Origin of the sequence: Corallococcus sp. AS-1-6, assembly GCF_020037015.1 — a bacterium.
GTDB lineage: Bacteria > Myxococcota > Myxococcia > Myxococcales > Myxococcaceae > Corallococcus.
Genome location: NZ_JAIQDE010000021.1, coordinates 121,933 through 137,218, shown reverse-complemented (window position 1 = coordinate 137,218; position 15,286 = coordinate 121,933). Strand labels below are relative to the sequence as shown.

Annotated in this window: 10 protein-coding genes; 7 read left to right on the top strand and 3 right to left on the bottom strand. The window is 71.0% G+C overall.

Features of this window, described 5'->3' with window-relative positions; genetic code table 11:
• Window positions 1-32: 32 nt before the first annotated feature.
• The 3 genes from K8612_RS26340 to K8612_RS26330 all read right to left on the bottom strand — a co-directional run bounded on the left by K8612_RS26340 (window position 33) and on the right by K8612_RS26330 (window position 2,637).
• Window positions 33-1,613: an ATP-binding protein gene (locus K8612_RS26340; protein ID WP_223764326.1), complete on the bottom strand. Its 1,581-nt coding sequence runs from the start codon at window positions 1,611-1,613 to the stop codon at window positions 33-35.
• A 137-nt stretch (window positions 1,614-1,750) separates the two neighbouring features.
• The gene (locus K8612_RS26335; protein ID WP_223764325.1) at window positions 1,751-2,206 is read right to left on the bottom strand and encodes a helix-turn-helix transcriptional regulator; all 456 of its coding nucleotides are present in this window, start codon (window positions 2,204-2,206) and stop codon (window positions 1,751-1,753) included.
• 53 nt (window positions 2,207-2,259) lie between these two features.
• Complete coding sequence (locus K8612_RS26330; RefSeq protein ID WP_223743236.1) at window positions 2,260-2,637, bottom strand: helix-turn-helix domain-containing protein; 378 nt, start codon at window positions 2,635-2,637, stop codon at window positions 2,260-2,262.
• A 230-nt stretch (window positions 2,638-2,867) separates the two neighbouring features.
• Between K8612_RS26330 and K8612_RS26325 the strand changes: the two genes are divergently transcribed.
• From K8612_RS26325 to K8612_RS39365, 7 genes are all read left to right on the top strand, one after another.
• Complete coding sequence (locus K8612_RS26325; RefSeq protein ID WP_223743237.1) at window positions 2,868-4,082, top strand: serine/threonine-protein kinase; 1,215 nt, start codon at window positions 2,868-2,870, stop codon at window positions 4,080-4,082.
• A gap of 115 nt (window positions 4,083-4,197) precedes the next feature.
• Window positions 4,198-5,511, top strand: a complete 1,314-nt coding sequence (locus tag K8612_RS26320) for a serine/threonine-protein kinase (RefSeq protein ID WP_223764324.1) — start codon at window positions 4,198-4,200, stop codon at window positions 5,509-5,511.
• A 613-nt stretch (window positions 5,512-6,124) separates the two neighbouring features.
• Window positions 6,125-8,431, top strand: coding sequence for an RTX toxin (locus tag K8612_RS26315; RefSeq protein WP_255672232.1), 2,307 nt, complete (start codon window positions 6,125-6,127; stop codon window positions 8,429-8,431).
• A gap of 83 nt (window positions 8,432-8,514) precedes the next feature.
• On the top strand, window positions 8,515-10,902 hold the full coding sequence (locus K8612_RS26310) for an RTX toxin (RefSeq protein WP_223764322.1): 2,388 nt from the start codon (window positions 8,515-8,517) through the stop codon (window positions 10,900-10,902).
• A 66-nt stretch (window positions 10,903-10,968) separates the two neighbouring features.
• The gene (locus K8612_RS26305; RefSeq protein WP_223764321.1) at window positions 10,969-13,248 is read left to right on the top strand and encodes an RTX toxin; all 2,280 of its coding nucleotides are present in this window, start codon (window positions 10,969-10,971) and stop codon (window positions 13,246-13,248) included.
• 90 nt (window positions 13,249-13,338) lie between these two features.
• A complete protein-coding gene (locus K8612_RS26300; RefSeq protein ID WP_223764320.1) occupies window positions 13,339-13,680 on the top strand; it encodes a hypothetical protein in 342 nt (113 codons plus the stop codon).
• A complete protein-coding gene (locus K8612_RS39365) occupies window positions 13,670-15,283 on the top strand; it encodes a restriction endonuclease fold toxin 5 domain-containing protein (protein WP_223764319.1) in 1,614 nt (537 codons plus the stop codon). The genes K8612_RS26300 and K8612_RS39365 overlap by 11 nt, the downstream gene beginning before the upstream one ends.
• The last annotated feature ends 3 nt before the right edge of the window (window positions 15,284-15,286 follow it).

Genomic DNA, 15,286 nt, shown 5'->3' with positions numbered 1-15,286 from the left:
CGTTACGGAAGGCGGGGCAAAGTGGATGTCCCTCAGGCGGCGTCGGGCCCGGGTTCGCACTCCGGCAGGTCGAAGGAGAAGCGGGTGCCTTCACCGGGGGAGGTGGTGAAGCGCAGGGTGCCGCCCATGCGGGCCACCAGCCCGTGGGCGATGGACAGCCCCAGGCCGGTGCCGGGGCGCTTGCGGGTGTCGGACGCGTCCGCCTGGGCGAACTTCTGGAAGACGCGGGCCTGGAAGGCCTCCGGGATGCCGGGGCCGCGGTCCTGCACGCCCACGCGCAGCACGCCGTCCTCGCGGGTGAGGAACAGGGTGACGCGCTCGCCCTGGGGGGAGAACTTGATGGCGTTGGAGAGGAGGTTCGCCAACACCTGGATGAAGCGGTCCTCGTCCACGCGGGCGCGGGCGTGGGGGACGGCCACCTCCGCCTCCAGGCGCACGCCGTATTCGTCCGCGTAGCCCTGGTGGGCCTGGAGCGCCTGGGCGAGCAGCGGCGCGACCTCCGTGGGCGCCAGGTTCAGGTCCAGCCGGCCGGACTCCATCTTCTCCAGGTCCAGGATGTCGTTGATGAGGCGCAGCAGCCGTTCGCTGTTCTTGTGGGCGATGCCCACCATCCGCGCCACCTGCGCGTCCAGCGGTCCGACGATGCCGCCGCTGAGCAGGCCCAGCGAGCCCCGGATGGAGGTGAGCGGCGTGCGCAGCTCGTGGCTCACGGTGGCGATGAACTCGTTCTTCATGCGCTCCACGCGCTGGCGCTCCGCCTCCAGGAGGCGGGCCTGGGTGACGTCGCGGGCGACGGCGTAGAGCAGCCCCTCCTCCGGGTCCGGCACGGCGTTCCACTGCAGCCAGCGCCAGGAGCCGTCGCGGCAGCGGGCGCGGTGCTCGAACTGGAGGACGGGGACGCCTTCGTGCGCGCGGGCCAGGTGCCGCGCGGTGGCGGCGCGGTCCTCCTCCAGGGCCAGGTCCACCAGGGACGTGGTGTAGAGCTCCGCGTCGGAGAAGCCCAGGGTGCGGCTCCACGCGCGGGACAGGCGCAGGAAGGTGCCGTCCATGGCGGCGATGCAGAGCATGTCCACGGAGACCTCGAAGAAGCGCTCCTGCTGCTCCAGCGCCGTGCGGGCCTCGCGCTCGTCCAGGGCGTTGAGCTCCCCTTCCGCCCAGGCGGCCATGTCCGCGAGCGCGGCGCGGTCCGCGTCCGGGAAGTCCCGGGGCCGGGAATCAATGAGGCACAGCGTGCCCACGCGGCTGCCGTCCGCGGCGCGCAGGGGGTGGCCCGCGTAGAAGCGGATGAAGGGGGCGCCCAGCACGAGCGGGTTGTCGTGGAAGCGCGGGTCCTTCAGCGCGTCCGGCACGATGAAGGTGGCCGGCGACAGGATGGCGTGGGCGCAGAAGGACTGCTCGCGAGGCGTCTCCAGGACGTCCAGGCCGTGGCGCGCCTTGAACCACTGGCGGTCCTCGTCCACCAGCGACACGAGCGCGATGGGCACGCGGAACAGGTGCGCCGCGGCGCGCACGATGCGGTCGAAGCGCTCGTGGGCGGGCGTGTCCAGCAGACACAGCGAACGCAGCGCCTGGAGGCGCCGCGGCTCATCCGCGGGCGTCGGAGGTGGAAGCATGGCTTACCTCGCGTGCTACTCCACTTGTCTGCCATTGGGGAGAGGGCCTCCCCCGAGGCCCGGTCCCCGGCTCAGGAGGACAGGCAGGCGGACAAACGATTGCAGTCCGGGAGGATTTGTCTGCCCATGGCGCCGGACTAACCGGCGCGGCGCCCGCGGGCGGCCTTCGGCTTCTTCCGGGGCGTAGGAGTGGGCGCGGACCCGGGCACCGGCCTTGGGGGCATGACGGACACCACGGTGCGCACCACGCGCGCCACGGCCTTGAGCTGGCGGGGCTCCAGGTCGCGCAGCGTGCGGACCAGGCGGCGCAGCTCCAGCGAGTCCTCGGGGCCGGGCGGGGCGCGGGGCGGCACCGGCGGCGTGCCGGGCCCCACGCCCAGCAGCGTGTCCGAGGACACGGCCAGCACGTCGCACAGCCGCCGCAGGGTCTGGGCGCGGGGCAGCATGCGGCCGCGCTCCATGCGGCTGTAGACCTCCATGGCGATGCCCACGCGCTCCGCCACGTCCGCCTGCGTGAGTCCCAAGCGCAGCCGCGCGTCTCGGGCGGCGGCTCCAAACACCGTGTTCAGCTTTTCATTCACCGGGGCGGGCACGCGGCAAAACCTTGCACCTCTCCTCCGGGGCGCAAGTTTTCGAAGGCCGCCGGTCAGCGCTCCCGCAGCGCGAGCGCGCCCTGGATGATGAGCCCCATGGCCTTCAACGCCTCTTCATCCAGGGGCCGCAGGGCGCGCACCAGCCGGCGCAGGGAGGGGGAGTCCTCCTCGCGGTCCGCCAGGGCCAGGGTGAGCGCCTCGTCCGGGGGCGAGGGCCCGTCCAACCCCAGCAGCGTGTCCGCGCGGATGCGCAACACCATGCACAGGCGGCGCAGGGTGGTGGAGCTGGGCAGCACCCGCCCGCGCTCCATGCGGCTGTAGACCTCCATGGCGATGCCCACCTGGCTGGCGACGTCGCCCTGGGTCAGCCCCTGCCGCTCGCGGGCCTGTCGCGCCGCGGTGCCCACCGTGATGGCCAGCTCCTCGTTCATTGCCGCTCACCACCCCTGGCCGGACCGTGTCTCCCATGAAGTCAGGTGTCCGGCATCCTACCTGACACGGCACCAACACTACCCCAAGGGGTGTCCGCCATGCTATGGACCCTGGAGGTCCCGGACCTCCTTTCGCGAATGCATCCTCTCAGCCACCCTTTCCCTCTGAGATTCAACCCTCCACGTCCCGGAGCATCCGGGCCTTCCCGCCGCGCGGGAGGCGCCACGCCATGAGCCTGGAGGGAGGACATCCGCTGCTGCTCCAGCCCCAGGAGGTGGTGGGCAGCTTCCGGCTGCTGAAGCGCCTGGCCACGGGGGGCTACGGCACCGTGTTCCTGGCGGAGACGGGGGGCTTCCGCGTGGCGCTGAAGTTCGCGCTCCAGGGGCCGCAGGACTCCGAGGAGGGCTCGCAGGTGGACGCGCGCACGCTCAAGGAGGTGAGCGTGCTGCACCGCATGACCCACCCCAACGTGGTGGCGCTGCGCGGCTACCACCGCTGGCCGCACCCGCGCACGGGCTACCTGTTCCTGGTCATGGACTACGTGGAGGGTCCCACGCTGTCCGACTGGGCGGTGGCGGCGAAGCCCACGGCGCGGCAGGTGGCGCGGCTGTTCTCGGAGCTGGCGCTGACGCTGGACTTCGTCCACCGCGCGGGGGTGCGCCACCGCGACATCAAGGGCAGCAACATCATCGTGCGCGCGTCGGACGCGCGGCCGGTGCTGGTGGACTTCGGCTCCAGCGACCACGCCTGCGCGCCGTCCATCACGGACGGGCGGCCGCCGCCGGGCACGCCCAGCTACCGCAGCCCGGAGCTGTTGCGCTACTGGCTGAGCCACCCCCGGGGCATGGCCCGCTACGTCTACCAGCCCACGGACGACCTCTATTCGCTGGGGCTCACGCTCTTCCAGGTGCTCACCGGGGACTTCCCCTATCCGCCGGACGTGCCGGCCGCGGCGCTGCTGGGGGGAATCCAGAGCATCAAGGGGCGGTCCGCGCGGTCCATCAACCCGCGCGTGCCCCGCGCCCTCAATGACATCTGCGAGCGGCTGCTGCGCCAGGACGCCAGCCAGCGCTACCAGATGGGCGCGGACCTCTACGCGGACCTGAGCGCGGCGCTGGAGCGCGCCCCGGACAGTTGGGACACGCCGCTGTTCAACGCGCCGCCGCTCCACGAGGCCGTCACGGAGGAGTCCGACGCGTACTTCGACGGCAACGAGGAGGCCCGCGAGCTGCGCCGCTGGGCCCGCGCCTGGGAGCGGCGCATCCCCGGCGCCGCGCCCCACTCCAGCGCGTCCACGCCGCCCGTGCCGCCTCCGCCCGGCCCGTCGCTGGGGCTGGCCGCGCCCCTGCCCCCGCCCATGCCCTGGTGGGTGGCCCGGCGGCTGGCGTTGCGGCGGCGGTGGGAGCGGTGGCTCCGGCGTCTGGGATTGCGCCGGGACGGGTGAACGCTCCAGGTCCACCGCCCTTCACACAACCCTGGAGGTTTTCCCCACGACAGGGTTTGTGCTACCTGCGGGGTGGAGCGATTTCCGCTCCACCTGGGAGGTAGGAAGGCAGGACATGAAGACGCCCGATACGACGACGGAGGAGAACCCCGGCGTGCCCCGCCGGCCGCGCGTGCTGTTCACGGTGGGAGGCACGGCCTTCGAGTTCGTGCGCAAGCTGGAGGTGCGCTCCACCGGGGAGCTGCTGATGCTGGCGCGGCGGCGCTACCGGGGCGGGATGGGCGGCCCGGTGGTCATCAAGCGGCTGCGCAACCCGTCTGGCTTCGTGGAGCGGCGGCGGCTGGTGGAGGAGGTGGAGCTGACGTTCCGGCTCAACCACCCGGGCATCGCGAAGGTCTACCACCTGAAGGCGTACCGGGGCGTGCCGCACGTGGTGATGGAGTACGTGGAGGGCCGGTCGCTGGACACGGTGCTCAACCTGGTGGCCATGCGGCGCAAGCCCATGTCCCCGGCGTTCGGCGCGTGGGTGGTCTCCGAGGTGGCGGAGGCGCTGCACCACGCGCACACGCTGCGCGACGAGTGGAACCGGCCGCTGGGCATCGTGCACCGGGACGTGAGCCCCCGGAACCTGCGCCTGGGCGTGCATGGCGAGGTGAAGCTCACGAACTTCACCGCCGCGTTCTCCACGCTGCCGGGGCGGGAGATCACCAGCCGCCCGCTGGTGAAGGGGGACGTGGCGTACGCCTCGCCGGAGGCGCTGCGGCGCGAGCCCCTGGACGCGCGCAGCGACCTGTTCTCGCTGGGGCTGGTGCTGCTGGAGGTGCTGACGGGGACGCACCCGCTGGCGCAGGAGGGGGACGTGGCGCTCCCGCCCCCGCCGGACCTGCCGCTGGTGCAGGCGCAGGGGCCCACGTGGATGCCGCTGACGGAGGTGGCGGCGCGGATGGCGCTGGTGGGGCCCGGGGAGGTGGAGCGCCTGGCGCGCGACGTGCCGGAGGGCCTGCGCGCGGTGGCGGTGCGGGCGCTGCGCCAGTCCCCGGCGGAGCGCTTCGGCACGGCGGCGGAGCTGGCGGCGGCGCTGCGGGAGTGGCTGCGGGACCACGCGCCCGCGTACGGGCGGCAGGCCGCGGCGGAGGAGGTGGAGGCGGCGGCGCGGGAGGCCACGGGCCGCCGCAACCAGGCGGAGCTGCTGGAGGGCGGGCTGCACCCGGAGGAGCTGACCGCCGAGGAGGCCGCGATGGCGTCCGAGGCCGCGAGCCTGGAGGTGCCGCCGCCGTTCCTCGGGGGCGACGACGTGACGCCGGACCTGAATGACGAGCCCCTGCCCCTCCAGGACATGGTCGAGGACCTGGATGAGCTGGCCGGCCCCGACGAGGAGGCGCCGGGAGACGACCTCGAGGACGACGACGACGGCCACCAACCGGTGTGAGCGGGTGCGCCGGGACTTCCGCCACCCGAGTCCCCGGGGACCAGCGGGCTCCCGGATGGCGGCGACGACTGTCTTTTCCGGATTTCATGCGGACCGTGAAGCATTGCAGTGTTTGGCAAAGCTTCCGTGACTTGCTTGAATCCTCTCACTCAGCAACCCGGTGCGTCACCCCGCCGGGCCGTTCCTCCAGGCGGGGCTCCGAGGGGAATGACAATTCCTGTCACCGCGCGGGTCCTCCGCGACTGACACGCCTTGCACCCGCCAGTCAGCGCAAACCCAGACATTGACAGACTTTCACAGAAGCCAATAAAAGGCGTGACAGCATTTTCGCCCGCTGGCACCGTGATTTGAGTTTCCAGCCGTAGCCCAGACATACGCCGAGGGCCGGGAGGTCCCCCCCGGGTCGGCGTAGGCCTGTCCATCTCCTCCGTTCTCCACGGTGTCCCCCGGCCGTGCTCGCTCCGAGCGCGGCACGGGAAGCGTGTCTCCGGGCCCCGCCCCGGGCACGTGAGGCCGGCGTGTGCCCGCTGTGAGTCATTGCCCCTTCCCTGTCTGTCTTCCCAAGGAGTGTCGAGTGAAGCGAACGTCTCCCCGTTGGTTCCGGTCGCGCGGCATGCTGGGCGCGCTGCTGCTGTCCCTGTCCTCGCCGTGGATGGCCGCGTGTAGCTCGGGCCCGGGTGCGCAGGAGCCCTCCGCGCCCGCCGAGCAGACGCAGTCCCAGGTCACCGTCTCCATCGGCGCTCAGGACCTCTACGCCCAGGCCGTGAAGGGCCGCGTCTCCGCCCAGGCCTTCGCCTACTCCGACGTGAAGAGCATCCGCGTCGATGTCTCCGAGCAGGGCACCGACGGCCTCGTCATCTTCAAGAACTTCGACCTCTTCACCTCCGCCGGGGCGTGGACCGGGAAGCTGCCCTTCCTCCCCAAGGCCAAGGCCCTGACCTTCTTCGCTCGTGCGCTCGACGCCTCCGGCAACCTCCTCTTCTCCGGCTCGCTCGACGCCACGCTGAACCTCGACTTCGAGACGGTCACCATTCCCCTGGCTCCGGCCAACAACAACGCCGTCATCTCCCTTCCGCGCATCCGGAAGATCAGCATCCCCAGCGCCTTCGCCTCTTCGCAGTCGGGCAACATCACCTTCGCGGTGGAGGCCACCAACGGCGAATCGCTCCGCTACGCCATCACCTCCGCCGTCGCGGGCAGTGGCACCTTCTCTCCGCTCAACGGCGCCATCACGTTGCAGAACACGGCGGGCGCCTTCGTCTCCCAGTACACGCCGCCGACCGTCTCCACCGAGACGACCTTCAGCCACACGGTCACGGTGACCAACCCGGCGGGCCACTCCATCAGCACCACCTTCACCACCAAGGTGAAGCCCCCGGAGACCTCCAGCGGCGTCATCGACACCTCCGTCGCCGTCCTCTTCAACCCCGTCATCAACGGCCTCAACGGCCTGCGGGTTCGTGACACGCAGAACGTCATCTTCACGGCGGACGTGAGCGACGACGGCGCGCAGGAGGCGCTCAGCTACGCCTGGAGCTTCACCCCCGCCACGGGCACCAACTTCGACCCCGTGCCCGCCTTCACCGGGGACACCAACCCCTCCACGCTCCAGAACTACACCACCGCGGTGCAGGGTGACCTGAAGCTCTCCGTCACGGACGCCAACAACGGCGTCACCACGCTCACCTACAAGCTCACCCCGGATCAGTTCCCGGACAACCCCGTCGCCGAAGGACCGCTGGATGGCATCAACAGTATCCGCAACGGCCGGGACCACACGTGCACCCTCTTCAACAACGGCTCGGTGCGGTGCTGGGGCTACGGGGCCTTCGGGCAGTTGGGCTACGAGAACACCCAGAACATCGGTGACAACGAGCTGCCGTACACGGCCGGCGAGGTGAAGCTGCTCGGCAAGGCCACGAAGATCGCGATGGGCGGCAACCACTCGTGCGCACTGATGGACACGGGCCTGGTGCGGTGCTGGGGCCTGAACAACTACGGGCAGCTCGGCTACAACAACACGGTCAACCTGGGTGACGGCGAGCCGGTGGCCAGCTTCGGCTACGTCAACCTGGGCGGCCCCGCCACCCGCATCACCGTGGGCGAGACGCACTCCTGCGCGCTGATGGCCACGGGCAAGGTGCGCTGCTGGGGACGCAACCAGTACGGCCAACTCGGCTACGGGAACACCAACAACATCGGTGACGACGAGCAGCCGTGGCAGGCCGGCGACGTGGACCTGGGCGGCGCCACCGCCACGGACGTCGTCGCGGGCAGCAACCACACCTGTGCCCTGCTCTCCAACGACAAGATGCTCTGCTGGGGCTACAACCTGGAGGGCCAGCTCGGCTACACCCACGCCACCACCATCGGCGACAACGAGGTGCCGGGCAGCCAGACCGCGGTCGAGCCGAGCGGTCCGATCGCGCAGCTCGCCCTGGGCAACAACCACACCTGCGCCCTGCTGAAGACGGGCACCGTGCGGTGCTGGGGCTCCAACGGCCTTGGCCAGTTGGGCACCGGGCAGTCCGGCGGCAACTTCCTGTTCAAGGACTCCGGCAGCATCGACCTGGGCACCGGCGCCCTGCAGGTCACCGCGGGCGTGAGCCACACCTGCGCCCTGCTCTCCACGGGCAGCGTGCGGTGCTGGGGTCAGGCGAACTTCGGCCAGACGGGCTACGGGACCACGACGGCGCGCAACACGCCGGGCCCGGCCGTGAACCTGGACGGCGCCACCGCGTACCAGGTCGCGGCCTCCTCCTCCGGCAACCACACCTGCGCGCTGCTCTCCACGGGCAAGGCGCGGTGCTGGGGCCAGGGCAACTCCGGTCAGCTCGGCTACGGCAACACCAACCACATCGGTGACAACGAGCAGCCCTCCGCCGCGGGCGACATCCAGCTCCTGCCTCCCGCGCCGTAGCCGCCGTCCCCATCGCGGGCGCCCTCAGGACCGGGCGCCCGCCTCCCTTCGTCTGTCATTCCCTTCGCCTTCAGGAGTCTTCCGTGCAGAGAGCATCCCCTCGTTGGTTCCGGTCGCGCGGCATGCTGGGCGCGCTGCTGCTGTCGTTGTCCTCGCCGTGGATGGCCGCGTGTAGCTCGGGCCCGGGTGCGCAGGAGCCCTCCGCTCCCGCGGACCAGACGCAGTCCCAGGTCACCGTCTCCATCGGCGCGCAGGACCTCTACGCCCAGGCCGTGAAGGGCCGTGTCTCCGCGCAGGCCTTCGCCTACTCCGACGTGAAGAGCATCCGCGTCGATGTCTCCGAGCAGGGCACCGACGGCCTCGTCATCTTCAAGAACTTCGACCTCTTCACCTCCGCCGGGGCGTGGACCGGGAAGCTGCCCTTCCTGCCCAAGGCCAAGGCCCTCACCTTCTTCGCCCGCGCGCTCGATGCCTCCGGGAACCTCCTCTTCTCCGGCTCGCTCGACGCCACGCTGAACCTCGACTTCGAGACCGTCACCATTCCCCTGGCCCCGGCCAACAACAACGCCGTCATCTCCCTGCCCCGCATCCGGAAGATCAGCATCCCCAGCGCCTTCGCTTCCTCGCAGTCGGGCAACATCACCTTCGCGGTGGAGGCCACCAACGGCGAGTCGCTCCGCTACGCCATCACCTCCGCCGTCGCGGGCAGTGGGACCTTCTCGCCTCTCAACGGCGCCATCACGTTGCAGAACACAGCCGGTGCCTTCGTCTCCCAGTACACGCCGCCGACCGTGAGCACGGAGACGACCTTCAGCCACACCGTCACGGTGACCAACCCTGCCGGGCACTCCATCAGCACCACCTTCACCACCAAGGTGAAGCCTCCGGAGACCTCCAGCGGCGTCATCGACACCTCCGTCGCCGTCCTCTTCAACCCCGTCATCAACGGCCTCAACGGCCTGCGGGTTCGTGACACGCAGAACGTCATCTTCACGGCGGACGTGAGCGACGACGGCGCGCAGGAGGCGCTCAGCTACGCCTGGAGCTTCACCCCCGCCACGGGCACCAACTTCGACCCCGTGCCCGCCTTCACCGGGGACACCAACCCCTCCACGCTCCAGAACTACACCACCGCGGTGCAGGGTGACCTGAAGCTCTCCGTCACGGACGCCAACAACGGCGTCACCACGCTCACCTACAAGCTCACCCCGGATCAGTTCCCGGACAACCCCGTCGCCGAGGGGCCGCTGGACGGCATCAACAGCATCCGCACGGGTTGGGACCATGCGTGCGCGCTGCTGAATGACGGCTCCGTGCGCTGCTGGGGCTACGGGGCCTTCGGGCAGTTGGGCTACGAGAACACCCAGAACATCGGTGACAACGATCTGCCGTACACGGCTGGCGCGGTGAAGATCCTCGGCAAGGGGACGAAGCTGGCGGCGGGCGGCAACCACTCGTGCGTGCTGATGGACACGGGCCTGGTGCGGTGCTGGGGCCTGAACACCTACGGACAGCTCGGTTACAACAACAAGGACAACCTGGGCGACGGCGAGCCGGTGGCCAGCTTCGGCTACGTCAACCTGGGCGGTCCGGCCACGCGCATCGCGGTGGGCGCGGAGCACTCGTGCGCGGTGATGGCCACGGGCAAGGTGCGCTGCTGGGGCCGCAACCAGTACGGCCAGTTGGGCTACGGGAACACCAACACCATCGGTGACGACGAGCAGCCCTGGAGCGCGGGCGACGTGGACCTGGGAGCTGTCACGGCCACGGACGTCGTCGCGGGTGACGACCACACCTGCGCCCTGCTCTCCAACGACAAGATGCTCTGCTGGGGCCGCAACGGCCTGGGCCAGCTCGGGTACCCCCACCGCAACAACATCGGTGACAACGAGCTGCCCAGCAGCCAGACGCCGTTCGAGCCCAAGGGCCCCGCCGCCCAGCTCACCGCCAGCAAGCACAGCACGTGCGCCCTGCTGAAGTCGGGCAGCGTCATCTGCTGGGGCGACAACTACAGCGGCCAGACGGGCAACAACATCTTCAATGACTACGTCTGGTACTGCGGCGAGCACCCGACGGCCTACTGCTACTTCAACTTCCTCGCCAACTCGACGACGGTGAACCTGGGCGGAGCGACCGCGTTGCAGGTGACCTCGGGGGGCGAGCACGCCTGCGCCCTGCTCTCCACGGGCAGCGTGCGGTGCTGGGGGCTCAACAGCACCGGTCAGTTGGGCTACGGCAACACGGCGACCCTGGTGGTCCCCGGCGGCCCCGTGGACCTGGGCGGCGCGACGACCGCCTATCAGATCAGCGCCTCGTCGGGTGGCACCTGCGCGCTGCTCTCCACGGGCAAGGCGCGCTGCTGGGGCAAGAACAACGCCGGGCAGTTGGGCCAGGGCAACACGACGATCATCGGTGACAACGAGCTGCCGTCCGCCGCGGGCGACATCCAGCTCCTGCCCCCGACGCCGTAGCCGCTGAACACTCGCGGGCGCCCGGCACACGCCGGGCGCCCGCTTCGCTTTCCCTCCGTGTGAGCCATGACGAAGCCCGCCGCCCTCGCGCTCCTGCTGTTGTGCACCGCCGCCGCGTGTACGTCGTCGCCCACGACGGAGCCGGCCACGCCGGAGCCCATCACCTCCGAGGTGACGTTCAACATCACGGCGGACACCGCCGGCCCCCAATCCCAGACACGGCGGGCGCTGGGCTTCTCCTTCGCGGACGTGGCGCGCATCCGCGTGGACGTGGAGGACGCGACCCGCCACAGCGCGCTGTTCACGAACTTCGACCTGGTGCCGTCCCCCTCGGGCTGGTCCGGCACCCTGCCGTCCCTGCCGCGCCATCAGGCCCTCACCTTCATCGCGCGGGCCCATGACGGGAGCGGCGCGCTCCTCTTCCAGGGCAGCACCACGCAGACGCTCATCGCGGACCGGGAGTCCGTGGCCATCACGCTGGCGCCCTCCAACGACGGCGCGCCCATCACCCTGCCGCGCATCCCCCGCATCCAGCTCCCCGGTGAGCTCGTCTTCGGCCAGCCCGCCACCGTCACCTTCTTCGTCGAGGCCACCTCCGGCGAGGCCCTCACCTTCGCGCTCACCGCCGCGAGCAACGGCGGCGCCTTCGTTCCCTCCAGCGGGACGTTCACGCTCACCGGGACCTCCGGCGCCTTCGTCGCCCGCTACCTGCCGCCCTTCGGCGTCCCCAGCCCCACCGACTACACGCACTCGCTCACCGTCACGAACCCGGCGGGGCACTCGGTCAGCACCACGTTCGTGACGCGCGTGCTCCCCGCGGATCAGTCCACGGACTCGCTGGGCACCACCGTGCGCATCCTCTTCGCGCCCGTCATCCAGGGCCTGGCCGCGTCGCGGCTCGCGGGCACCTCCGACGTCGCGTGGTCCGCCACCGTGTCGGATGATCAACCCGCCCGCACGCTCGACTACACGTGGAGCTTCACCCCGGACGCGCCCGTGACGCCCGCGCCGGGCTTCACCACCCAGGCCAACCCCACCGTCCTCCAGCACTACGCGCCCGCGCTCCAGGGCCGCCTGTCCCTCCAGGTCACCGACGCCGCCGGGGCCCGCACCACCGCCACCTACCGCCTGGGCGCGCAGCAGTTCCCCGACGCCCCCGTGCAGACCGGCGGCCCCACCGACGTCGCCCAGCTCCGCGCCGGGGACAGCCACACCTGCGCCCTGCTCAACGACGGCTCCGTGCGCTGCTTCGGCGGCGGCGCGCAGGGCCGGCTCGGCTACACCGGCACCGCCAACGTCGGTGACGACGAGACGCCCGCGTCGAAGGGCCCCGTGCCGCTCGCCCCGGGCGAGAAGGCCGTGCAGTTGGCCACCGGCCTGGGCCACACCTGCGCGCTGCTCTCCACCGGGCGCGTGCGCTGCTGGGGCGCCAACGCCTCCGGCCAGCTCGGCCTGGGCCACACGCGCGCCATCGGCGACGACGAGCCCATCGCCACCGTGGGCACCGTCGACCTGGGCGGCGCCCGCGCGCTGCGCGTCACGGCGGGTGACCGCCACACCTGCGCGCTGCTCACCTCCGGCCACGTGCGCTGCTGGGGCGACAACACCCACGGGCAACTGGGCCTGGGCCACACCGACACGCTGGGCGACGACGAGCCTCCGCCCACCACCGACGTCCCCGTCGGCGCCCCCGTGCAGGACCTGGTCGCGGGCGGGGACCACACGTGCGCCCTGCTCTTCTCCGGCCGTCCGCGCTGCTGGGGCGCGAACGCCTACGGACAACTGGGTTACAACCGTGACGACGATGTCGGTGACACCGAGTTGCCGTCGTCAGCGGGGGACGTGGACGTGGGCGGCACCGCCGTGCAGCTCGCCCTGGGCACCCAGCACACCTGCGCCCTGCTGGACACCGGCGCCCTGCGCTGCTGGGGCGCCAACGCCTGGGGCCAGGTGGGCAACGGCAACCCCGACTACGCCACGCCCCTCACCGCGGTGGCGTTGCGCGCGGGCCTGCGCGCGGTCCAGGTCGCGGCCGGCGCACAGCACACCTGCGCGCTGCTCGAGTCCGGCCAGCTCCAGTGCTGGGGCAACGGCGCCCGGGGACGGCTGGGGTACGCCAACACGCGCTCCCTCTCCGCGCCCGGCGCCGCCGTCATCGACGTGGGCGGCGCTCCCGCCACGTCCGTCACCGCGGGCGGCCAGCACACGTGCGCCGTGCTCTCCTCCGGCCGTGCGCTGTGCTGGGGCTTCAACGCCTCCGGGCAGCTCGGCTACGGGCACGTGCGCGCCATCGGCGATGACGAGGCACCCGCGCTCGCCGGGGGCATCCTCCTCGTGTCGCCCTGACACCGCGCACGGGAGGGCCTCGATACCCGGCCGCATGTCAGACGTGTGTCTTTTGCTCTCCCTGGGAGGTGTCACTCCCAGGAGGCGTGGATGCGAATGACTCGAAGTGGGGCTGTCTGGCTGTGGCTGCTGTTGCGGGTCAAGGGCTTCATCCAGGTGGCGTCCACCGTCATTTCCAACGGAGGCGCGGAGTTCGGCCTCAAGCTGGGCACGCCCATGCGGTTGCGCCTCTGGGGCTGTGGGGGGGACGCTGACCTCGTGCGACGCACGGACGGACACCGGCACTCCTGCTGGGGCCAACCCGGTGCGCGGACTCAGGCTGGGCCCGGACGCGGCGCCCGTGGTCGCATGGCGGTGCAGTTCCTGGAGCGCAGCCTGGAAGTGGCGGTGAAGGGGCTGGGCGTGGGCCTGGATGTGGACAATGCGCGCTGACGTCCTGCTCGGGTGCGTGGCCCTCCTCTTCACCGCCTGCGCATCCGTGCCGCACGCGCCCGGAAGGACGCTGAGCTACGCGTCCCCCACGGCCACGGATGCCCCTGGGGCGTGGGTATCGAACGACGAAGCCCCGCGTGCATCCGCTCCGGTGCCGAGCGTCACGCCCGATGAGGAAGCACCGCCGCTGTACCGCCGCAAGGCCGTGCGCGAAGTGGTGACGGGGGCAAGCCCTGTTCGCAGGGTGGCCATGGCGGACGTCACCTCCCCTGACGATTCGCAGCCGGACGTCTGGGAGCGGTTGCTGACGAACGCGGGCCTGGAAGCGCGGGACGAGCGGCCTCTGGCAGGGGGGCTGACGCCCGCGCAAGCCGCGCGTCTGATGGACGTGTTGTTGGGCAAGCCCGTCACGTTGAGCACCTTTCCGCCTCGCATGGCCGCGGGCTTCATCCTGCGCGAGGTGATGGAGGGTGGCGAAGTCACGCGGCGGGAACTGCTGCGGCGGGTGGAGCGCTTCTCCCGGGAGCAGGTAGCGGTGCTGCGACCGGATGGCGCTCTGGCGTGGGCCCTCACCGGGCGCACACAGCAGAAGGTGGCGACGGTCGAGTGGAAGGACGGCGCCTTCCGAGCGCATGGCTTCGAGCTGGGCCGCTTCTACAGCGGCAAGGGCGGTGTCTTCCGCGCAGTGGACGCGCGGCTCCAGGCCTCGGATTGGAGGCCCCTGGCGGAGGTGTACGACGACGCGGACGTCCTCAGCCGCACCCTGGATGGAGCGGAAGACGCGCTCGTGGAGCTGTACCACGCGCTGGGCCAATTGCTGACGCGTCCCGTGGACAGCATCGCGGGGCTGAGCCACCTCCCAACGGGTGTGGCGGCGCTCATCGCGGCTTCACCCATGTACTGGGAGCGCTTCCAGTCCATGACCCGTGGCGAGCAGATCCGCGAGGTGTCGCGGCTCACGACGGGCCTGCTGATGACCGGAGGCGCGGCGTCTGCCACGACGCGGACGTTGAAGGGGATGGCGCTGGGCGCGGAAGTCTCGGTGCCGGTGCTCTCGCTATCTGCGGAGGGCGCGCTGGCGTTGGAGCGTGTCGCGGTGCCAGCAGGGCGCGCGGCGGCGGTGTTGAACGGAGGCCCAGGGGCAGCCATCATCCTTCAGCGGGCCAATACGGCCTCGAAGGGAGGAGCGCCCGCCAAGGGACCTGGACAATGGGGGCCCGCGAACGAGTCGATGTCCCCGCGCGCCCGGCGCTACCAGGAGCAGATCACCGGGCACACGGCGGATGAGGCGTATTGGGTCGGAGGCATGGGCCAGAGCAGTGGAGGCGTGAAGTTCGATGGCTTCAAGGACGGCGCACTGCTGGAGGCAAAAGGCCCCGGGTATGCCAGGTTCTTCGATGAACTGGAGCCCAAGGATTGGTTCCGCCACTCTGGGGCCAAGGACCTTATCGAGCAGGCGGAGCGACAGACCAAGAAGGCGCGGGGCCTGGGTGTCTGGATCGAGTGGCATGTCGCGGAGGAGAAAGCCGCTGCTGCTCTACGCTCACTACTGCGGGAAGCGGGTGTTGAAGGCGTGAAGGTTCTTCACACTCCGGCGCTCTGAGGG

What these genes read in the sequence shown, in the direction of transcription:
- K8612_RS26340 (WP_223764326.1), bottom strand. Translation starts at nt 1,613, where the DNA reads ATGCTTCCACCTCCGACGCCCGCGGATGAGCCGCGGCGCCTCCAGGCG.
- K8612_RS26330 (WP_223743236.1), bottom strand. Translation starts at nt 2,637, where the DNA reads ATGAACGAGGAGCTGGCCATCACGGTGGGCACCGCGGCGCGACAGGCC.
- K8612_RS26325 (WP_223743237.1), top strand. Translation starts at nt 2,868, where the DNA reads ATGAGCCTGGAGGGAGGACATCCGCTGCTGCTCCAGCCCCAGGAGGTG.
- K8612_RS26320 (WP_223764324.1), top strand. Translation starts at nt 4,198, where the DNA reads ATGAAGACGCCCGATACGACGACGGAGGAGAACCCCGGCGTGCCCCGC.
- K8612_RS26315 (WP_255672232.1), top strand. Translation starts at nt 6,125, where the DNA reads ATGCTGGGCGCGCTGCTGCTGTCCCTGTCCTCGCCGTGGATGGCCGCG.
- K8612_RS26305 (WP_223764321.1), top strand. Translation starts at nt 10,969, where the DNA reads ATGACGAAGCCCGCCGCCCTCGCGCTCCTGCTGTTGTGCACCGCCGCC.
- K8612_RS26300 (WP_223764320.1), top strand. Translation starts at nt 13,339, where the DNA reads ATGCGAATGACTCGAAGTGGGGCTGTCTGGCTGTGGCTGCTGTTGCGG.
- K8612_RS39365 (WP_223764319.1), top strand. Translation starts at nt 13,670, where the DNA reads ATGCGCGCTGACGTCCTGCTCGGGTGCGTGGCCCTCCTCTTCACCGCC.